Source organism: Perspicuibacillus lycopersici (genome assembly GCF_025660475.1).
Classification (GTDB): Bacteria; Bacillota; Bacilli; order Bacillales; family Caldibacillaceae; genus Perspicuibacillus; species Perspicuibacillus lycopersici.
Genome location: NZ_JAOUSF010000001.1, coordinates 446956 through 466679, shown reverse-complemented (window position 1 = coordinate 466679; position 19724 = coordinate 446956). Strand labels below are relative to the sequence as shown.

At 36.6% G+C, this 19724-nt stretch carries 20 protein-coding genes and 1 other annotated feature (1 of these 21 running past the window's edge); of the genes, 13 read left to right on the top strand and 7 right to left on the bottom strand.

Features of this window, described 5'->3' with window-relative positions; genetic code table 11:
• Positions 1–233 (bottom strand) — a binding site (T-box leader) (it extends 36 nt beyond the left edge of the window).
• A gap of 231 nt (positions 234–464) precedes the next feature.
• Together OEV98_RS02235 and OEV98_RS02230 are read left to right on the top strand one after the other, a co-directional pair.
• Positions 465–1163 (top strand): hypothetical protein, encoded by a 699-nt coding sequence (locus tag OEV98_RS02235; RefSeq protein ID WP_263071510.1) that lies wholly within the window; start codon positions 465–467, stop codon positions 1161–1163.
• Between the two features lie 247 nt (positions 1164–1410).
• Positions 1411–1938, top strand: coding sequence for a GNAT family N-acetyltransferase (locus tag OEV98_RS02230; RefSeq protein ID WP_263071944.1), 528 nt, complete (start codon positions 1411–1413; stop codon positions 1936–1938).
• A gap of 75 nt (positions 1939–2013) precedes the next feature.
• On the opposite strand, the gene OEV98_RS02225 is transcribed toward OEV98_RS02230, so the two are convergent.
• Complete coding sequence (locus tag OEV98_RS02225; RefSeq protein WP_263071509.1) at positions 2014–2442, bottom strand: hypothetical protein; 429 nt, start codon at positions 2440–2442, stop codon at positions 2014–2016.
• A 161-nt stretch (positions 2443–2603) separates the two neighbouring features.
• On the opposite strand from OEV98_RS02225, the gene OEV98_RS02220 reads away from it, so the two are divergent.
• The 4 genes from OEV98_RS02220 (at position 2604) to OEV98_RS02205 (ending at position 6913) form a co-directional block, all read left to right on the top strand.
• Positions 2604–3521 (top strand): aldo/keto reductase, encoded by a 918-nt coding sequence (locus OEV98_RS02220; protein WP_263071508.1) that lies wholly within the window; start codon positions 2604–2606, stop codon positions 3519–3521.
• A 58-nt stretch (positions 3522–3579) separates the two neighbouring features.
• Complete coding sequence (gene rpiA / locus OEV98_RS02215; RefSeq protein WP_263071507.1) at positions 3580–4242, top strand: ribose-5-phosphate isomerase RpiA; 663 nt, start codon at positions 3580–3582, stop codon at positions 4240–4242.
• Positions 4243–4444: 202 nt separating this feature from the next.
• Positions 4445–6034, top strand: a complete 1590-nt coding sequence (locus tag OEV98_RS02210) for a catalase (RefSeq protein ID WP_263071943.1) — start codon at positions 4445–4447, stop codon at positions 6032–6034.
• Between the two features lie 198 nt (positions 6035–6232).
• Positions 6233–6913 carry an HAD family hydrolase gene (locus tag OEV98_RS02205; protein ID WP_263071506.1) on the top strand — a complete coding sequence of 227 codons (681 nt, stop codon included), beginning with the start codon at positions 6233–6235 and terminating at the stop codon, positions 6911–6913.
• A gap of 54 nt (positions 6914–6967) precedes the next feature.
• Here the strand turns inward: OEV98_RS02205 and OEV98_RS02200 are convergent, their stop codons facing one another.
• Positions 6968–7309 carry a DUF4064 domain-containing protein gene (locus OEV98_RS02200; RefSeq protein WP_263071505.1) on the bottom strand — a complete coding sequence of 114 codons (342 nt, stop codon included), beginning with the start codon at positions 7307–7309 and terminating at the stop codon, positions 6968–6970.
• Between the two features lie 145 nt (positions 7310–7454).
• Positions 7455–7664: a heavy-metal-associated domain-containing protein gene (locus OEV98_RS02195; RefSeq protein WP_263071504.1), complete on the bottom strand. Its 210-nt coding sequence runs from the start codon at positions 7662–7664 to the stop codon at positions 7455–7457.
• Positions 7665–7931: 267 nt separating this feature from the next.
• On the opposite strand from OEV98_RS02195, the gene OEV98_RS02190 reads away from it, so the two are divergent.
• Positions 7932–9344, top strand: coding sequence for a YfcC family protein (locus OEV98_RS02190; RefSeq protein ID WP_263071503.1), 1413 nt, complete (start codon positions 7932–7934; stop codon positions 9342–9344).
• A 102-nt stretch (positions 9345–9446) separates the two neighbouring features.
• On the opposite strand, the gene OEV98_RS02185 is transcribed toward OEV98_RS02190, so the two are convergent.
• Positions 9447–10334, bottom strand: coding sequence for a permease prefix domain 1-containing protein (locus OEV98_RS02185; RefSeq protein ID WP_263071502.1), 888 nt, complete (start codon positions 10332–10334; stop codon positions 9447–9449).
• Positions 10335–10337: 3 nt separating this feature from the next.
• Complete coding sequence (locus OEV98_RS02180; protein ID WP_263071501.1) at positions 10338–10673, bottom strand: PadR family transcriptional regulator; 336 nt, start codon at positions 10671–10673, stop codon at positions 10338–10340.
• A gap of 321 nt (positions 10674–10994) precedes the next feature.
• On the opposite strand from OEV98_RS02180, the gene OEV98_RS02175 reads away from it, so the two are divergent.
• The 3 genes from OEV98_RS02175 (at position 10995) to OEV98_RS02165 (ending at position 14123) form a co-directional block, all read left to right on the top strand.
• Positions 10995–12485, top strand: coding sequence for an ABC transporter permease (locus tag OEV98_RS02175; protein WP_263071500.1), 1491 nt, complete (start codon positions 10995–10997; stop codon positions 12483–12485).
• A gap of 4 nt (positions 12486–12489) precedes the next feature.
• On the top strand, positions 12490–13158 hold the full coding sequence (locus OEV98_RS02170) for an ABC transporter ATP-binding protein (protein WP_263071499.1): 669 nt from the start codon (positions 12490–12492) through the stop codon (positions 13156–13158).
• Positions 13159–13349: 191 nt separating this feature from the next.
• Entirely contained in the window at positions 13350–14123 is a 774-nt protein-coding gene (locus OEV98_RS02165; RefSeq protein ID WP_263071498.1) for an alpha/beta hydrolase, read from the top strand.
• A gap of 119 nt (positions 14124–14242) precedes the next feature.
• Here the strand turns inward: OEV98_RS02165 and OEV98_RS02160 are convergent, their stop codons facing one another.
• Together OEV98_RS02160 and OEV98_RS02155 are read right to left on the bottom strand one after the other, a co-directional pair.
• Complete coding sequence (locus tag OEV98_RS02160) at positions 14243–14791, bottom strand: transcription repressor NadR (protein ID WP_263071497.1); 549 nt, start codon at positions 14789–14791, stop codon at positions 14243–14245.
• Positions 14781–15950 (bottom strand): IscS subfamily cysteine desulfurase, encoded by a 1170-nt coding sequence (locus tag OEV98_RS02155; protein WP_263071496.1) that lies wholly within the window; start codon positions 15948–15950, stop codon positions 14781–14783. The genes OEV98_RS02160 and OEV98_RS02155 overlap by 11 nt, the downstream gene beginning before the upstream one ends.
• Before the next feature lie 125 nt (positions 15951–16075).
• On the opposite strand from OEV98_RS02155, the gene nadB reads away from it, so the two are divergent.
• From nadB to nadA, 3 genes are read left to right on the top strand one after another with little or no spacing between them, the layout of a single operon-like run.
• Positions 16076–17632: an L-aspartate oxidase gene (gene nadB, locus OEV98_RS02150; protein ID WP_407676482.1), complete on the top strand. Its 1557-nt coding sequence runs from the start codon at positions 16076–16078 to the stop codon at positions 17630–17632.
• On the top strand, positions 17629–18474 hold the full coding sequence (gene nadC / locus OEV98_RS02145; protein WP_263071494.1) for a carboxylating nicotinate-nucleotide diphosphorylase: 846 nt from the start codon (positions 17629–17631) through the stop codon (positions 18472–18474). Before nadB ends, nadC begins: the two co-directional genes overlap by 4 nt.
• Entirely contained in the window at positions 18471–19580 is a 1110-nt protein-coding gene (gene nadA, locus OEV98_RS02140; protein ID WP_263071493.1) for a quinolinate synthase NadA, read from the top strand. The genes nadC and nadA overlap by 4 nt, the downstream gene beginning before the upstream one ends.
• Positions 19581–19724: the final 144 nt, after the last annotated feature.

The window sequence follows — 19724 nt, the reverse complement described above, 5'->3', positions numbered from 1 at the left end:
TTTATTTACTAATTGTTCACACAATTAGTCTCAACAAGTACGAGAGATATACTCTGATACTGTGGTTTTGATAACGAGTACCAACACTCGTCATAGCCTACTTACAAGTAAATCTTGTGTTCAGTATGAAGCTCAGAGGCCATTGTTCGAATACGTATCAATGCTTCTTTTCAGCAACCGAAGCTCTCTGGAAGAGATAAGCGTATTTTACTTTTCCTCGTCAACGCCTTTAATAATGTTATTAATATAATAAATTATTCGAATTAATAATTCAATAGAAAAAATAGAAAATAAGTGGATATTATGTAGCATTTAATGACAGGTAAGAAATAAGTAGGAAAATGTCGAATTATTTTACAAGGAAAACATAATGAATTATCGAAATGGAATAAGTAGGTAATCACCAAAAATGCTTAATACATCCGTGCTTTACAGTTGCTGGTGAAAGTAAAGGAGGGTGTCGCTTGTTTTGGAAAATTAGTGGATTTACGGATGAATTAAAACGAATAGTAGGAGAGGAGATTTCCTCTAAAACCATCAACAAATGGTTTCATAGCCTGGAAAAGGAAGGAATCCATTACATTAACCGAACAGAAGAAACAAAGGAAAAAGTGTATGATGAATTAGATTTGCAAATAGCATTATTTATTAAAGGGAAGCGGAAGGAAAATTGGTTATTGGCTGCAATATTCCAAGAAATTAAAGAAAAATTTCCAGTGAGACCATTTCCAGAAAAGCTTGTGGACAACCTATCGAATCATGTTAATCCAAGCATATTCCAAGAAAAATTAATAAAAGAATTATCTTCTGCTTTTCAAGAGGTAGCTGCCACGCAACTAGAGATTCTAAAAAATAATTTTGAAAATCAAATACAAAGGCAGCTCCCTTATCCAAAATCAATAGAGGAGGATCGAGAAAAAAAGTTTCAAGAAATGGTTCTAAGAAAACGTATAGAATATGGATTAGAGCTGGAGGCATTGAAATTTTGGAATGGAAAACCTACAACTGAACGGTTGAAACGAATTGGTTGGTTTCGGAAAGAGGAAGATATAGCAAAACGTGATGCCTTTGTTAGAGAATATGTTTTTACACATTTTGAAAATCGATTGCGAAAGGAGCTTTTAGAAGTCGAGAAGCGGGAAAAAGATTACGAGAATCGTTGATATATTAAAAGTCCTTCAAGGAAGTACGCATTACTTACCCACTGAAAGATAACCGCAACAAACATCCACATAAAAAATATACGTTCCATAAGTAAATTGGGGAGAAATATTTGTAAAAAGTCCTCCCTAATTTTTATTGTGTACACATATCTTACTCCCTAGCTTATTCCGGAAAATGATTGTTACCTTTTTTTCATTGTTGGTAATCTTCCAAATACATGGTAATGTAAGGGGAGGGGGAATATTGATGAAAATTAGAAATGCTAAGCTAACAGATATTGCTGGGATTGCTAAGGTACAAGTGGACAGTTGGAGAACTACCTATCGGAATATTATTCCAAATGACTATTTATCTACCTTATCTTACAAGAAAAGTGAAGAAAGATGGGCTAAGATTATTCCGCATTCAATTGTCATGGTTGCCGAACACAATAACGGAGAAATAGTAGGATTCATTTCAGGAGGAAAAGAGCGGACAGGAAACTACCCTGATTATTCTGGAGAGCTTTATGCAATTTATATTTTACAAGAATATCAAAAAAATAGTATTGGGAAAAAATTGGTAGAGGCACTTGTTTATGAATTTTTAGAGCGAGAAATTTCGAGTATGACTGTTTTCGTATTGGAGGAAAATCCTTCCCGGCATTTTTATGAAAAGCTGGGTGGGAAATATGTTGATACGGTAGTAGATGAGGTTGGTGGAAAAACGGTAAATGAGCTTGTTTATGGGTGGAAGGATATACGTTCTATTATCCAAGAAAAGAATGCCAAATAGTCATTTATCGTTTACATAAGAAAAATAAGGAACCGCTAGATTATCAACGATTTAGCGGTTATTCGTTAACTGTACCTACCAGTTCAATGCAATAACTAATTCACAGCAACGACCAGGCATATCCCGATTATCTAGCGTGATGTGGATTCCGGTCGGAGTAAAATTCGTTGAAACCTTAATAGAAATGCCTACCGACTTAATTAATTCTTCCACCTTCTTTTTGTCGGATAATTGTGCAGCATTCATAAGCTCACGTGCAAAGGAGGAAGAGGATATGATCTTATTGATAAATAAATCTGCCTCTTTTATTAATGCTTGAAATTTACGCGCAGATTGATCCAACTGCTGAATGTTTACTGGTGGAAATGGATTTTGTTGGCGGAATCCAGTATATATACTTACTGGCTGATGAATCTGTGGTGGAAGATAATCCATTAGAACATTACGATATCCATATGGATGATAGTAAGAATTCATTGGGTAAGCACTAGGATAATAATACAAAACAATCGCCCCTTTCCATTTTTCAATTAGCACTATATCCTATGTGCACTATTCTAGAATGGTTATTAGTCGAAGGTTTGTAATTAAATAGTAAAAACAATAGCTTAAAAAAAATGTTACAAAATGGTACACTTACTTTATCAAATGTTAGAGGTGATTTTATGAAAAAAATCCAATTAGGCACCAGTAGTTTACAAGTATCTGATATTGCTCTTGGCTGTATGAATTTAAGTAGATTAACAACAAAAGAAGCAGCAACTGTTATACATAATGCACAACAATTAGGAATTAATTTCTTTGACCATGCAGATATTTATGGGGGTGGGAAGTCCGAGGAAGTATTTGCAGAAGCAATTGGCATGAACCCTTCTATCCGAGAAAAAATGATAATTCAAACAAAGACGGGAATTCGTCAAGGATACTATGATTTTTCTAAAGCACATATTATCGAATCTGTTAACGGAAGCTTAAAACGTTTGCAAACCGACTATGTGGATGTATTGTTGCTTCATCGTCCAGATGCACTTGTAGAGCCAGAGGAAGTTGCGGAGGCATTTAATGAATTACATGAAAGCGGTAAAGTTCTTCATTTTGGTGTCAGCAATCATAATCCAATGCAAATTGAATTATTAAAACGATTTGTTCGCCAAGATTTAATCGTTAATCAGTTACAATTCGGTGTAATGCATACAGGAATGATTGATGCAGGGGTTCAGGTAAACACGAAGCATGTGAATAGTATTAATCGGGACGGCAGCATCCTTGATTATAGCAGATTAAATGATATGACTATTCAAGCATGGTCACCATTCCGCTATGGAAATTTTGAAGGTATATTTATCGATAATGAAAAATTCCCGGAAATTAATGTGAAACTGCAAGAAATTGGCGATAAATATGGAGCAGACAAGTCCGCTGTTAGTGTCGCATGGATATTACGTCATCCAGCAAAAATACAAACGATTGTTGGGACGATGACGCCAAGTCGATTAACAAATATTGCGAAGGCATCTGAAATTGAATTGACTCGTGAAGAATGGTATGAAATTTACCGAGCAGTAGGAAATCAACTTCCATAATATATATTCCTTTGATAAGTGTAAAAATGTATACGATGGAAGCTAAAGAGGGATAAACATGAATGAAAAACAATTAGTTGGTGAAAAAGCGGTAGAATATGTGAGAGATGGTATGATTGTAGGTTTAGGTACTGGATCTACTGCGTATTATGCAATTCAAAAGCTCGGGCAACTTGTCCAAGCAGGGTTATCAATAAAAGGAGTTCCGACATCCGTTCAAACGGAAAATTTAGCAAAGGAGCTTAAAATACCATTAACAACTTTTACTGAAGTTGACTACCTCGATATTGCAATTGATGGTGCAGATGAAGTAGATCAACAACAAAATTTAATTAAAGGTGGCGGTGGTGCACTACTTCGTGAGAAAATCATTGCTAGAGCTGCAAAGCAATTTATTGTGATTGCAGACTCTTCGAAAATGGTTAATACATTAGGAACGTTTCCACTTCCTGTGGAAGTAACACAATTTGGGCATAAAGTAACGAAATCCCATATTGAGGCACTTGGAGGAAAAGCAACACTCCGCCAAATGGATGGAGAAATATTTATTTCTGACAATGGTAACTATATTTACGACGTAAAGTTTGAAAATATAATGGACGCTAAAGAATTAGAGCAAGCACTAAATTTAATCCCTGGTGTTGTTGAAAATGGGTTATTTGTTCATATGGCCGATAAAGTAATTACGGTAGATAAAAATAAACAAATTGTCATCCGCTAAATGAATCGGACGAGCCAGTCTCTTTTGTGTATTTTATATACAATAGGAGACTGGCTTTTTCATATAAAAATGGTATAGTTCCGCCGTTGCAGGACAAAATATTTCCAGTCTGATAAATTTTTATGAGGAAGTGAATTTTATGCTGGAAAAGGATGAAAAAAATCGTGAAACCGGAACAAATGTATCTGGAGTAGGCGGCAATATGGATGGCCGCATGAGTGAAAATGAAACAACGGAAACATTAACAAATCGCCAAGGGCATGTCGTAACGGATAATCAAAATGTTCGTACGGTAGGGGACCGTGGACCAACAGTGTTAGAAAACTATGATTTTTTGGAGAAAATTAGCCATTTTGATCGAGAACGAATTCCAGAAAGAGTGGTTCACGCACGTGGTGCTGGAGCACATGGTTATTTTGAGGCATATGGCACAGTTGGTGATGAGCCGGTCGCAAAATATACCCGTGCAAAGCTATTTCAAGAAAAGGGGAAACAAACACCAGTATTTGTTCGCTTTTCGACAGTGAATCATGGTGGACATTCCCCAGAAACATTACGGGATCCCCGTGGTTTTGCTGTGAAATTTTATACTGAAGATGGAAATTGGGATTTAGTTGGAAATAATTTGAAAATCTTTTTTATTCGCGATCCGTTAAAATTTCCTGATTTAGTACATGCTTTCCAACCTGATCCGGTTACAAATAGACAAGATGGAGAAAGAATATTTGATTTTATTTCGCAAAGCCCAGAAGCAATGCATATGATCACCTTTTTATTTTCTCCATGGGGAATTCCGGCAAACTATCGGATGATGCAAGGATCAGGAGTAAACACGTATAAATGGGTAAATGAAAAAGGAGAGGCACATCTTGTAAAATACCATTGGGAGCCAAAACAAGGAATTCGTAATTTAACCCAAGAGCAGGCACAAAAGGTACAAGGCATGAATTTTAACCATGCAACACAGGATTTATATGATGCAATTGAACGAGGGGATTACCCAGAATGGGAATTATTTGTTCAGTTAATGCCAGATGGGGAGCATCCTGAATTAGACTTTGATCCGCTGGATCCAACAAAGCTTTGGTATAAAGAAGATTTTCCATGGCTTCCAGTCGGAAAAATGGTATTAAACAAAAATCCACAAAATTATTTTGCGGAAGTAGAACAAGCTGCATTTGGTACAGGAGTATTAGTTGATGGATTAGATTTTTCTGACGATAAATTATTACAAGGAAGAACATATTCATATTCTGATACTCAGCGCTACCGTGTCGGTCCAAACTATTTACAATTACCGATAAATTCACCTAAAAAACGAGTAGCAACAAATCAACGAGGCGGACAAATGCTATATTATGTTGATCAAGGTCCAAATCAAAATCCGCATGTGAATTATGAGCCATCTGTCCTTGGCGGCTTAAAAGAAGCGCAACAATCTGGTGTCGAGCATAGGCCATATGTTTCTGGTGAAATAAAACGAGCACCAATTGAAAGGCAAAATAATTTTGGTCAGGCTGGGGAGACATATCGAAGACTTGCAGACTGGGAAAAGGATGAATTAATTAAAAACCTAGTAAATACATTAGCCCCATGTGCAGAAAAAATTAAGCAAGATATGATTGAAAACTGTTCGAAATGTGATCCGGATTATGGAAGAAGATTAAAAGAGGGGCTAGAAAAGAAACAAATGGAGCCTACTGATACTCATGCCAATCCGATTGGTTCAGAAACAGCTGATAATGGTATTAAAGAGGCAATTAAACTAAGTCAGCCATCTGATCCATATTAACAGATGAATGCTATTCGTGAAAAAAGTAGTAGTCATCGTCATACAAATAAGCGTATACTATAACTAGAAATGTTATTATTGAACTAGTAAATCAACTTTTGAATTCTGCAGAAGCATCCCTAGTGGGTACACTTCTGCTTTTTTGCTTTTTAGAACTAAAATAAACAATTTATTCCGTAATAACAATGGGGGGAAAGGATGATTAAAGCAATTTTTTTTGATCTCTATGAAACATTAATTACCGAGTGGGATAATGGAAAACGAAAATCAACATATTCGGTTGCAGCGCTTGGATTGGATGAGGGGACCTATAAGCGAGAGTGGAGAGCACGCCAAGTAAAACGTATGATTGGTGCATTTTCCAATCATCAAAGTGTGTTAAAAGATATTTTACAGTCACTCGGATTGCCAATCCATATGGAAAGTGTAGAAAAGCTTCATAAGGAAAGAGTTCAGTCGAAATTAGTGCCATTTCAAACAATCGATAATAATATTTTCCATATGCTCCAAAAAGTAAAGTCGATGAATATCAAATTAGGATTAATAAGTAATTGTACTGCAGAAGAGGTGGAAGGCTGGCAAGCATCTCATTTATCCGATTTTTTTGATGTCGTTATCTTTTCTTATCAGGAAAAAATGATGAAACCAGCAAAGGAAATATATAAACTAGGCTGTGAAAGGATTCAAGCTCTACCAGAGGAATCCTTATTTATTGGTGATGGTGGATCGTATGAATTGTATGGAGCATATGAAGCGGGAATAGAACCGTATCAGGCAGGATGGTTCCTTCCAGAAAATATTAATAAACAAAAGGATTTCCAAAGATTAACAGATCCTTTAGAGATTCTTGATATTTTAAGTGCAAAGTGGATGGTATGATGGGAAAACTGAATAAAGAAAGATCAGCTAAGTCTGCTGACCTTCCTAAAGTATTTATGTGGTAGCCTTTTTATTTTTTTTGAATACGGCCATTAATCCAGCAATTAATAGTAATATAGCAGATACTAAATAAAACATGGAAATTGAAATTAAGCCACCAATTGCAGAAATAATCATCAAGATGCCTGCTAATCTTGTTTTCCCTTTTACCATAGAGGCACCTACAATTCCAACAATCGAAAAAATAATGGCAAACCAGCCTAATCCGGTAATATCACTTGATCCGTCGGAACTAAAAGCAGCGTCAACACCGCCAATTAATAATGCGAAAAATGCAGCAAAGACTCCAATAATGCCACCTAGAAGACCTAATACAAATTCTGTCGTCCTACTCATCAATTATCTTCTCCTTTTCTCTATTTTTTTGATTAAAATAAGTGAAACGGAAAATATTAAGGGTTTTTTGCCTAAATGTGTAAAGCAGACATGTAAGGAAACGCATAAAAAACAGATATGAAACGGAAGAAGGTATTTTATATGACTAACCTTTTATTTGGTAATGCTCACTTTCTAATGCAGCTGTTAAGTCATCTACTGTTACTTTACTTTCATCATATTCTATTTTAACTTCACCATCTTGCGTATCAACCAAAACCCGAATTGTACCATCAAGCTTTAATAAAATGTCTTCCATTTGCTGGATGTTTGTATGGGTTGGGGGATTTTGAACATATATAGTAGTTTCAGCCATAGAGAGATACTCCTTCCATGTTTTTTTATAGTATTCCATAGATCCTTTTTTTTAGTAAAAATTTTTCGATGTACTTGTTTTCGAAATTCCCTTCGTTTTCGTGATATTCAATAGAAAGATAAATGACATGAGGAAAGTTTTTAATATCTTGCCATAAATTTTTAACTTGAGTATAATTTATCCAAATTGATATTTTTATTAGTGCTGGATGCTAAGCATATTTATAGAAATAGCAGTTATTAAAAAATATTAAATATGAGGTATAAAATGAGTAAGCAAAAAAATATAGTGAAGAAAAAAGGTTTTCGCCCAGACGCGTATGTCATATTATTTTGCGTGTTAATTTTTGCAGCAATTTTAACGTATATTATCCCATCTGGTAGTTTTGAAAGAGATACAATGGATAATGGTGTTTCTATCATTGTACCGAATAGTTATGAAAGAATTGACCAGCATCCTACACATTTTTTTGATATTTTCAAGGCAATTCCAGCAGGCTTGATTGATGCATCAAGTATGATCTTTCTAGTAATTATTATCGGCGGTACTTTTGCAGTTATTGAGAGCACTGGTGCACTTGATTCGTTAATTATGAAAACAATTAATAAAACGAAAAATAGAGAATGGTTGCTAATAACCATTGTCGTTGCGCTCTTGTCCTTTTTAGGAGGATTAGGGATTGTAAGTATTTCTGTTATCGCCTTCATTCCGATTGGAATAAGTCTTGCAAAAGCTATGAAAATGGATGCAATGGTAGGAGTTGCCATTATGTATCTCGGTGCATACTCGGGATTCGCTGTTGGTTTTATGGATCCTATTCGGACAGGCTTTGCCCAAAGTATTGCACAGTTACCTAGATTTTCAGGTATTGGTTTTCGATTAATTGTATATGTACTGATTGTTCTCGTTACCATTATATATATCATTTGGTATGCCAATAAGGTGAAGAAAAATCCGCAAAGTGGTATTCTTGGAGATAATCCGTTTCCTAAGCTTGAAGAAACGGATGGAGCGGAAATTTCACCAGAGTTAACTACTTCGCAGAAACTAGTGCTAGGCGTATTATTATTAGGTATTGGTATATATGTATATGGAGCATTTGCGTATAAATGGTCAACAAATGAATTGACGGCAATTTTTATTATGATTGCAATAGGGACGGCTATTGTGAATCGAATGAATGCAAATGAATTTGTGGACAGCTTCATTAATGGATGTAAAAAAATCTTTTATGGTGCCGCAATTATTGGGTTAGCTAGTGCCATTGTGATTGTATTACAAAATGGTTTAATAATTGATACGATAGTGCAAGGTATTTATACATTAATTAAGTCGTTCTCCAATGTTTCTGGAGCTGTTGTAATGTTAATCGTTAACGCATTGTTTAATTTTGTGATATCATCTGGAACTGCACATGCTGCGATTATTATGCCAATTTTAACTCCGCTTGCAGATTTGATGGATATTCCGCGACAAGTAGCGGTTCAATCGTATACACTTGGTGATGGATTTACAAACATTATTAATCCGCTATCCGGTACATTAATGGCGATTTTAGCGATTTCCGGAATTTCTTGGACGAAGTGGCTGAAATTTGCGGGTCCATTAATGCTCATTTGGTTTGTAATTGGAATCATTTCAATGATGATTGCTGTTCTAATGAATTGGGGACCGATGTAAAAAGCGGGTATGTTAAAATACTAAATACGAGTAATGAAAAAGAAGCTATTCTTCGAGGCATATATGCTGAGTAAGAATAGCTTCTTATTTATTGTTGGTGTTCTATCGTTTTACATGTTTCGTCTGAAACCACAATTCAATGAACATTTCCATTACAATCGCAAAAATAAAAACAATCCAAGCGAATTTTATAGACCAAATTATCCAAACAAATGCAAATATCCCAAAGGTAAATATCCAAAGTGCACCTGATAATAGTCCTCTTTTTGTCATTGTTTCTGGGTCACTGAATTTTTGTGAATGATGATGCAACATAATTTGTTGCTCCTTCACGATCCAAGGCTTATTACGACTTTTTTCTGTAAGTAATAAAAATCCAATAATACCTAGTGCAGGAAGAACAAATGGAATAAATACACCGAGAATACCATTCCATGGGGTGTTTTTTATAAAGAATTGAGAAACAAAGATATTTACTCCAAATAAAAACAGACCAGTAGCAATAGCATAAATGAGTGCCCGGATCCAGGACATCGAATAGTTTCTACGTGTTTCTTGTGTAAGACCAAGGAAAACAAAAGCAGTTCCAGATATAACAAGAAATGGTAATAGAGTAGATAAGCCATGGGATATTTCACTGGTTGTCAAGTATGTCATGAGAGCAGAAATGATTCCAAACAATAGTATGCCCCCCGCTAAAACATAACCAAGTGCATGCTTCCAATCCACCTTTAGCTCTTGTTGGATATACATTTCTCCAATAACCTCATTCCGTTTTTGTTTACTTATCTCATTCGCAATTGTGGTAATATCACCAAGCTCATTGATTGCTTTTGTGAAAGCTTCCTTTTCGTTTAAACCATTTTTTATTAAATCATTCATTCGTTCGAATAAATTGGATGTGATTTCTTCTTTAAAATCGCGTAACTCAGCTGTTTCATCATAGCCTTTAAATAAATCATCAATATAGGTTTGTAAATTTATACTCATCAATTACTCCTCCTCTAGTAATTTGTTTAATATTTGTTGTGTAAATTGCCAGTCTCGCTTGTTTTGATAATATTGTTTTTTTCCTTTTTCGGTAATTCGATAATATTTTCTTCTTCCACCTTGTGTTTCGTCTCCCCAATAGGCAATGATACATTCCTCTTTTTCTAATCGTTTATAGCTTGAATAAAGGGTAGCTTCCTTTAGCTCGTAAAGTCCTTCCGTTTTTTCCGCTATCGTTTTGAAAATTTCATATCCGTAATTGTCACCTTTTAAGAGGATACTTAACACGATGGTGTCTGTATGGCCACGTAGTAAATCAGCAGAAACTTTTCCTTGCATACTACCACCTCCTGTTCATAGTACTATTTATGTTTTATTACTTATGTTGATATATTACTATACCTGTCATAGTAATTCAACAAAAAAATAATTTGTTATTATTTTTTGGCGCAAACATTAAGTGCGTCACTTTTTAAGCTATGGCTCTGGGCATAGAAAGAAAGCTTTTTATTGACATATGCCTGACACATTCTCTTCTTATACTAGGCTTGTACGAAGGAATGACTATTTATTTGGAGTTTCTTGCCAAGATGCTTCCTTTAGGAATATATACGTCATTTCTAGTAGTTAATAGAAAAAACAAATTTCGGAGGGGAAAAAATGAACTTTATTAAGCGTGCATATAAAAGCACAAAGGTAAAGATGGGGCGAACGGTGCTATTGACACTGGTATTCTCCGCAATCCTAATTTTTATTTTAGCAGGGTTAATTATTCAAAATGCTTCATTAAAAGCAATCGAAAATGCCTCAAAAAGTACGGGGGCAACGGTAACTTTATCAACAAATATTCGAAATGCATTTGACCGATCCGATAATAGTGAATCGGACTCAGAAGAAGGTCGTCCGGATCCTGGAAGCTTTCAGATTTCCCCAGTGGAGTTAGCGATAGCTGAAGAATTAGCAAGCATGGATAATGTCGCAAGCTATAACTATATATCTTCCACTTCTGCTAATGCTGAATCATTTGATGCGATTACATCTACTGATGAATCGTCCAGTGAAAATTCGAATAGTATGCCTGGTGGGAGAATGGCTGGTATGCTGTTAGGCGATGTCACCATCAGTGGAACCTCCGCTACGGACACATTATCAGCATTTACGGATGGTACGAATAAGTTGATCGAAGGTGTGGGATTAACGGATGAGGATATCGATACAAATAATGTAGTTATTGAAACAAACTTAGCAGAGGCAAATGATTTATCAGTAGGGGATACAATAGAGGTGACAAGTACTAGTGATGAAGAGTCAACAATTGAATTAACAATCGTTGGAATTTATGAATCCTCTGCAACAGTAGATTCGCGGATGATGCAAATGAGTACATTGAATCCAGCGAATACAATTTATGCATCCTATAAGGTTGCTAATACATTAAAAGGTGAGGACTATGAAAATACAGTTGATTCTGTAGTATACACGTTGGAGGACCCAGGGCAATTGCAGCAATTTGTTCAGGATGCCGAAGCGGCTGGTTTAGATACAGATGCATATATGCTGCAAACGAATGATCAAATGTATCAGCAAATGCTACAACCGCTAGAAAATGTAGGCGATTTTGCTGAAAAAATTGTTCTTCTTGTGTCCGTTGCTGGTGTGGTGATTTTATCATTAATTGTCATTCTAATGGTTCGGGAACGGAAGCATGAAATAGGGGTTTTATTATCGTTAGGTGAAAAACGATCAAAGGTCATCAGTCAATTTTTCGTAGAGATGCTAATTGTACTGATTGTAGCAATAGGGATAGCAGGAGTTAGTGGTAAATATGTAGGAAATGTTATCGGAGAACAACTACTAGCACAGGAAACATCAACAACTAGTGAGGTAGCAGCTATGGACGGTAATGGACCAGGTGGTGCTGCAGCATTTGGTGGTAGGCCACAAGGTGGCGGAGGCGGATTCCAATCCTTCCGAAACTTTGGAGCAAGTAGTAGTGAAGTAGCAACTCAAATTAAAGATTTGGATATTACGATTTCATTGGAAGAATTAGTGAAGCTCGGTGGCTTTGGATTAGGAATTGCCTTTATTTCTATCATTATTGCATCAATTGGTGTTATGCGTATGCAACCGAAAAAAATATTAATCTCATAAGAAGGTGACTCGATTGTTAGAAATTAAAGACTTAAATTATTGGTATACAAATAAAGAAGATGCACTCTATAATGATGTAAATTTAACATTTGAAGCTGGTAGGTTATATGCCATCTTAGGTTCTAGTGGCTCTGGCAAAACGACCTTTTTATCTTTAATTGCTGGATTAGATGTACCGAAAAAAGGGGACGTTGTATATGATGGAAAGTCCATTCGGAAAATTGGTATGACACAATATCGTAATCGCTGTGTTTCCATTGTCTTTCAATCCTATAACTTGCTTCCATATATGTCAGCACTGGAAAACATTGTTTCGGCAATGGAAATTACACATTCTAAGCAAAAGGATCGTCGTGCCTATGCTCTTGCAATGCTTGAAAAAGTAGGGATTACGAAAGAATTGGCTTTGAAAAATGTCCAACACTTATCAGGTGGTCAACAACAACGGGTAGCTATCGTGCGTGCGATGTGCTGTGATGCACAGCTTGTTGTGGCAGATGAGCCTACGGGAAATTTGGACGAGCAAAATTCGCGGGAGATCATTTTATTATTCAAGCGGCTTGCACATGAGCAGCAAAAGTGCGTTATTGTCATTACCCATGAAAAGGATATTGCAAAAGAATGTGATACGATTTTACAGTTGAAAAACAAAACATTCCAATTGGTAAAATAATAGAAAAGATGTGGCTATTCGTAGAATAATTACGGATAGCCGTTTTTCATTGGATGAAATATAGTGTTTTCATTTATTTGTCACAAGCTGAAGATTTCTATTACAAAAAAGAAGGGGATTGTGATGAATTAGTAGAAACAAATATACATAAAAGTTACGCTGTAATCAATTACTAGAAAGGATGAATGGACATGCCATTAATCAAAGTTGACTTTTTTTCAGAAGTATTATCTTTAAGTACATCGGTAACTGTTCTTCTACCAAAACAGCCTTTTGAAGAGGGGAAGAAACGAGCCAACAATAAATTTCCAACACTTTTTCTTTTACATGGGTTTAGTGATGATCATTCTGCTTGGACAAGAATGACCTCTATCGAACGTTATGTTGAACAGCAGGGGCTCGCAGTTGTGATGCCACAAGTTGATCATAGTTTTTACACGGATATGGTGTACGGAAAAAAATATTGGACATTTTTAACCGAAGAGCTACCATTTATTATGCGCTCTATGTTTCCGCTTTCAGATAAACGCGAGGATAATTTTGTCGCAGGTCTTTCGATGGGTGGGTATGGTGCCTTTAAATGGGCATTGAGTCATCCAGAACAATTTGCTGCAGCTGCTAGTTTGTCTGGAGCTGTAGATATTGTGGATCGAGTGAAAAATGGGGACTCGCAAACATTCCGAAATATATTTGGCGAAGAAGATTTAAAAGGAACTGCAGACGATTTATTTTATTTAATCGAGCAGGGAAATCAGTCGAATAACGAAAAGCCGCTACTTTTCCAATGCTGTGGAACAGAGGATTTTTTGTATGAAGATAATGTAAGATTTTATGAGTTTTGCAAGAAGACAAGCTATCCCTTAACAACAGAATTTGATAAAGGTACACATGAATGGGGATATTGGGATCAAAAGATACAACAAGTGTTAGCATGGTTACCGCTACATGAAAAGAAAAATAACTAACGAATCCGAAGGTAACGTTATATTAATTAAGTGCATAATCCAATAAGAAAACCACTTCACGGCTATACGCTTCATTTAGCGCAATGGATTGCGGGTATGCTGTGTGAAGTGGTTTTTCATTATAATTTTTCGTCGTTTGAAACAAGAATACCTGCAGCGAGTAAGTCTTTGCAAGCAGCCAGTAGCTTTTCGCGTGAATCTGCCTCAAGTGTATGTAAATGTAAATGGTCGGTTAAGGTTAGTAAATAGGAGGAGTTCGTTTCGTGAATTTTTTGGATAAATTGATCAACCTCTTTTCGATTACTAACGCGGATGGATGCGGTCAAATCTCCATATACTGGATGTTCAACAATGACATCTTTTACTGATACGCCATGATCAACAATTCGATATAATTCCTCTTGTGTTTGCTCTGGACTATGCTGACAGACGATTACCATCGTTTCTAGCTCTTTTCCAGCTTCCTCATTTAAATATATATATCCTTGGCTTGTTGCAACTATAGGCTCATTTTTTGCTTTTAAAATAGAAATATCCTGCACAATTACCTGTCGACTGACATTGGTAATCTTTGCAAATTCACTGCCAGTAATCGGTGTTTTTGCTTTTTTTAGTGTTGAGATGATGAGATTTTGTCTGTCTATCGTGGACATTTTCTCAGCCTTCATAACCGATAGTCTCCCTTCGAGTTTTGTTGAAAAAGCTTTCTGTTACATTATTCATAATAGCAATGGTATGAAGAATATCCGCTTTCGTTGTTGCATTTCCGAGCGATATTCGGATAAATTGTTTAGCCTCCATATCGGACCTTCCTAATGCCTTTAATGTACTAGAAGGCTCCTGCATGCCAATCGAGCAAGCACTCCCGGTAGATAGAGCGATACCGTAACGATTACATTCAAGCATGACAAGCTGCCCTTCCATACCAATAATACGGATTCCTACTATATTCGGCAAATGTTTCCTTTGATCGCCTTCAATGACTACTTTTGCTGTTGGTAGCTGTGTTAATTTTTCAATCAATAGTTCGCGTAATGCCTCCAAGCGTGCGTTTTCCCTTTCCATCGTATCATAAATGGCAGTTGCAGCAGTAACAAAAGCAGCAATTCCCGGTATATTGATTGTTCCTGGCCGTAACCCCCCTTCGTGCGTACTTCCTGGAATTTGTGGGTTCCACTTTCTTCTCGGATTAATATAGACAGCTCCGACCCCCTTAGGTCCATAAACTTTATGACTGGAAATGGACAAGCTATCAATATATTCCTGGTCCAAATGGAGAGGGATTTTCCCGAATGATTGGACGGCATCACAATGGAAGAGAACATTTCGTTCGTGTAAAAGCTTACCAATTTTATTTATGTGCTGAATCGTTCCGATTTCCGAATTGGCATGTTGGATGGCGACAAGTATTGTAGTATCTTTCACGGCATTTTGTAGTGCAGCTAAATCTACAAAGCCTGATTGATTGACCGGTAAATAGGTAACTTCATACCCTTCCTGTTCCAATCTTTGAAATAAGTGAAGAATGGATGAATGCTCACATTTTGTTGTTATTAAGTGATTACCTCGGTGCTTATTAGCAGAAATTAAGGAGGTTATTGCAAGAATATTAGATTCCGATCCGCCACTTGTAAAATAAATCCCTTCTTTTTGACAGTGTAATAATTTCGCTAATTCTTCTCTGCTTGCTTCCAATAAATTTGCAGCATTTGAGCCAATATCATGCAAGCTATTGGCATTTCCGTAAAAATTTTTTGATGCTTGAATGAAAACCTCCATTGCCTCTTCAGACATCGGTGTAGTAGCAGCATAGTCTAAATAGATCATCCATATACACTCCTTTGCTTCCTAATAAATAGCTTGATATAATCATAAATCTGTGTCATGATAGGTGTCAAGACAGGTGAATATACTGTAAGTAGTATTTCCTATTTATGGAGGAGGAAATGATGATGAAAATGTATGATGTCATCATTATTGGTAGTGGTGTTGCTGCCTTAACGGTTGCTAAACGATTATGTAACCATAAAAATGTGATTATTTTTACAAAGTCAGAAAAGACAGCTAGTAATTCCTATTTAGCACAAGGTGGGGTTGCTGTTGCCATCGATCCAGCGGATGATTGGCATGAACATTATCAGGATACATTAGTGGCAGGTGCATTTCACAATGAACCCCAACTTACAAAACAATTAACAGAGGGAGCACCACAATATATAGCACAATTAATTGCAGAAGGTATGCCGTTTGATAAGGATGCCGACGGAAAGCTAAGCTTAGCAAGAGAAGGAGGGCACTTGAAGCGAAGAATTCTCCATGCCGAAGGAGATGCCACAGGAAAGGTTTTAACAACCTTTCTATTGAAACAAATAGAAAAACAAATCGACATTGTAGAACATGAGATGGTATTCGACTTAATCATGAAGGATTCGCAATGTATAGGTGTTAAAACAAAAGCAAGCGATGGAAGGCTGAATCATTATTTTTCTTCCGCAACCATTATCGCAACAGGCGGCTGTGGCCAAATTTATCAATATACGTCGAATGCAGAAACGGTAACAGGAGATGGAATCGCAATGGCCTTTCGTGCGGGTGCAACGGTTTCTGATATGGAATTTGTACAATTTCACCCAACTGTCCTCTACCAAGCTGGAAAAACAATTGGACTTGTATCAGAAGCGGTCCGCGGGGAGGGTGCATTTTTGCAAAATTCAAAAGGTGAACGTTTTATGGATGGAGTGCACGAATTAAAGGATTTAGCACCTAGGGATATTGTTGCGAGAGCAATTTATCAAGAATTACAGTCTGGTGAATTAATATTTTTAAATATTTCTAATGTCGAGGATTTTGAGCATCGCTTCCCATCGATTTATCAATTATGTGTAAAAAATGGTATTGATCCTACTACAAAGCTTTTGCCGGTAATCCCGGGAGCGCATTTTATGATAGGCGGAATAAAGACAGATGCAAGTGGAAAAACCTCATTAAAAGGACTTTATGCAATTGGTGAGGCTGCATGTACAGGTGTTCATGGAGCAAATCGGATTGCAAGCAATTCTTTACTAGAAGGAATTGTATTTGGAAATTTAACTGCTGCAGCATTATGTTATTCGAATCAAGAGTTACCAATAGCTACTTTGGAAGCGGGCGATTCAGCTTTTCATCGCGGACAAATAAAGCTACCGACAAAGCAGGAAATTAAACAGTATATGTCCCAATATGCGGGAGTTATAAGATGTGAAAGTGGTTTAACGATATTAAAGGATTGGCTAGAAAACTATGACTTCTTCGATATTGCAACCGACGCATTATCGACAGAGGAATTGGAAATTGTGAATATGCTTACTGTCTCATGGCTAATTACGACATCCGCATTACATAGAAAAGAAAGTATTGGAAGTCATTTTCGTTCGGATTTTCCATGGCGAAGTGGAGGAGTCATCCGAAAAGAAATTACACGTAATTTTTTTCAGGAACAAATTATTATGGATAAGGAGTTAAGTATATGAATCAATTAAAGTTAACAAGATTACTAGAATCATTTTTAATGGAAGATGTTGGGGATGGAGATTTAACAAGTAATGCTATTTTTCCGATAGAAAAACGAGGACGGGGAATATTTTTAGCAAAAGCGGAAGGAATCCTTTCCGGAATGGATTTGATTGCAGCTACCTATCGACTACTTGATCCGACCATAGAAGTTACTGCACATTTTGCTGATGGAAATCGCGTATATCCTGGAGAAATTATTGCGGAAGTAAATGGTCCAATTCGGCATTTGTTAACGGGAGAGCGAGTGATTTTAAATCTACTTCAACGTATGAGTGGAATTGCAACAATGACAAGAAAATGTGTAGAAGTACTAAATGATAAGTCCATTCAAATTTGTGATACAAGAAAAACAGCACCAGGTTTACGAATGTTTGACAAGTATGCGGTTACAACTGGAGGAGGAAAAAATCATCGGAACGGATTGTATGATGGGGTAATGATTAAAGATAATCATATTTCATTTTGTGGATCGATTACGAAAGCCGTTCATGCAGTCCGAGAAAAGGTTGGACATATGGTACAGATAGAAGTGGAAACGGAAACTAGACAGGAGGTTCAGGAGGCAGTAAAAGCGGGAGCTGATGTCATTATGTTCGATAATCGCAGTCCAGAGGAGATTCGTGAATTTACTCAGCTTATACCAGACGGAATCGTGACAGAAGCTTCTGGTGGTATTACTTTGGATAGCTTGGCTTCCTATGCAAATACCGGTGTCCACTATATTTCCCTAGGATTTTTAACTCACTCCGTAAAAGCACTAGATATTAGCTTACAAGTTAATGAGGGGGAGAAAAAATGAGTTTGCTGGAAATGGTTCAAAAGAAAAGTATAAATCTGTTACCTGAACAGTATAAAACGATGAGTATTGAAGAAATGGAAGATCGAGTTCGTACGATTAAACATCAAATGGGAAAGAAGTTATTTATTCCTGGACATCATTATCAAAAGGATGAGGTAATTCAATTTGCCGATGCTATTGGAGATTCACTGCAGCTTGCACAAATATCCGCGAAAAATACAGAGGCAGAATTCATTGCATTTTGTGGCGTTCATTTTATGGCAGAAACGGCAGATATATTAACCAGTGATAAGCAAAAGGTAATATTACCAGATATGCGCGCAGGCTGCTCATTGGCCGATATGGCAAATATAGAGCAAACAGAACGTGGCTGGGAAATAATGCAGGGACAATTTGGAGACACTATTATTCCATTAACCTATATAAATTCAACAGCAGCAATTAAAGCTTTTGTTGGGAAAAATGGAGGGGCAACTGTAACATCCTCTAATGCTCGTCCAATGCTAGAATGGGCGTTTACACAAAAGGAAAGAGTATTATTTTTACCAGACCAGCACTTAGGAAGAAACACAGCCTATGATTTAGGCATTCCATTGGAACAAATGGCCGTTTGGGATCCACGATTAGAACGGTTCGAATGTAATGGTGATTTGGAGCAAGTGAAAATTATTTTATGGAAGGGACATTGCTCTGTTCATGCTTTATTTACCGTCGAAAATGTTCAACAAATACGGAAAACACATCCAGATGCAAAAATCATTGTTCATCCTGAATGCAGTCGTGAAGTAGTGGAGCTTGCAGATTATGCAGGTTCGACAAAATATATAATTGAAACAATTAAAGCGGCAGCACCTGGTACGAAATGGGCTGTCGGAACGGAAATGAATCTGGTAAATCGATTAACAAATCAATTTATTGATAAAGATGTATTCTCGCTTAACCCATATATGTGTGCATGTATGACAATGAACCGTATCGACCTGCCACATTTATTATGGGCACTGGATAGTATTATAAATGGAGAAATTATTAATCATATAACAGTACAACCGGATATTGCTGGTGCAGCCAAGCTTGCATTGGATCGAATGCTCGCTCGGGGGTAGGCTGAAAGAGAAATATTCGCTTTTCGAATGTAGTTAAGGTAAAATGGGGCACTAGCTAATGGCTAAAATTTATATAGTTATTGTGTTAACAAATAGACCTCTTTATTTAGGATGTCTATGGAAGCATTACGAGAATGCGGTATA

What these genes read in the sequence shown, in the direction of transcription:
- OEV98_RS02195 (WP_263071504.1), bottom strand. Translation starts at nt 7,664, where the DNA reads ATGGCTGAAACTACTATATATGTTCAAAATCCCCCAACCCATACAAAC.
- nadB (WP_407676482.1), top strand. Translation starts at nt 16,076, where the DNA reads ATGAAAATGTATGATGTCATCATTATTGGTAGTGGTGTTGCTGCCTTA.
- OEV98_RS02165 (WP_263071498.1), top strand. Translation starts at nt 13,350, where the DNA reads ATGCCATTAATCAAAGTTGACTTTTTTTCAGAAGTATTATCTTTAAGT.
- nadA (WP_263071493.1), top strand. Translation starts at nt 18,471, where the DNA reads ATGAGTTTGCTGGAAATGGTTCAAAAGAAAAGTATAAATCTGTTACCT.
- OEV98_RS02175 (WP_263071500.1), top strand. Translation starts at nt 10,995, where the DNA reads ATGAACTTTATTAAGCGTGCATATAAAAGCACAAAGGTAAAGATGGGG.
- OEV98_RS02180 (WP_263071501.1), bottom strand. Translation starts at nt 10,673, where the DNA reads ATGCAAGGAAAAGTTTCTGCTGATTTACTACGTGGCCATACAGACACC.
- OEV98_RS02200 (WP_263071505.1), bottom strand. Translation starts at nt 7,309, where the DNA reads ATGAGTAGGACGACAGAATTTGTATTAGGTCTTCTAGGTGGCATTATT.
- OEV98_RS02185 (WP_263071502.1), bottom strand. Translation starts at nt 10,334, where the DNA reads ATGAGTATAAATTTACAAACCTATATTGATGATTTATTTAAAGGCTAT.
- OEV98_RS02190 (WP_263071503.1), top strand. Translation starts at nt 7,932, where the DNA reads ATGAGTAAGCAAAAAAATATAGTGAAGAAAAAAGGTTTTCGCCCAGAC.
- OEV98_RS02220 (WP_263071508.1), top strand. Translation starts at nt 2,604, where the DNA reads ATGAAAAAAATCCAATTAGGCACCAGTAGTTTACAAGTATCTGATATT.
- OEV98_RS02155 (WP_263071496.1), bottom strand. Translation starts at nt 15,950, where the DNA reads ATGATCTATTTAGACTATGCTGCTACTACACCGATGTCTGAAGAGGCA.
- OEV98_RS02160 (WP_263071497.1), bottom strand. Translation starts at nt 14,791, where the DNA reads ATGAAGGCTGAGAAAATGTCCACGATAGACAGACAAAATCTCATCATC.
- OEV98_RS02230 (WP_263071944.1), top strand. Translation starts at nt 1,411, where the DNA reads ATGAAAATTAGAAATGCTAAGCTAACAGATATTGCTGGGATTGCTAAG.
- OEV98_RS02205 (WP_263071506.1), top strand. Translation starts at nt 6,233, where the DNA reads ATGATTAAAGCAATTTTTTTTGATCTCTATGAAACATTAATTACCGAG.
- nadC (WP_263071494.1), top strand. Translation starts at nt 17,629, where the DNA reads ATGAATCAATTAAAGTTAACAAGATTACTAGAATCATTTTTAATGGAA.
- rpiA (WP_263071507.1), top strand. Translation starts at nt 3,580, where the DNA reads ATGAATGAAAAACAATTAGTTGGTGAAAAAGCGGTAGAATATGTGAGA.
- OEV98_RS02210 (WP_263071943.1), top strand. Translation starts at nt 4,445, where the DNA reads ATGGATGGCCGCATGAGTGAAAATGAAACAACGGAAACATTAACAAAT.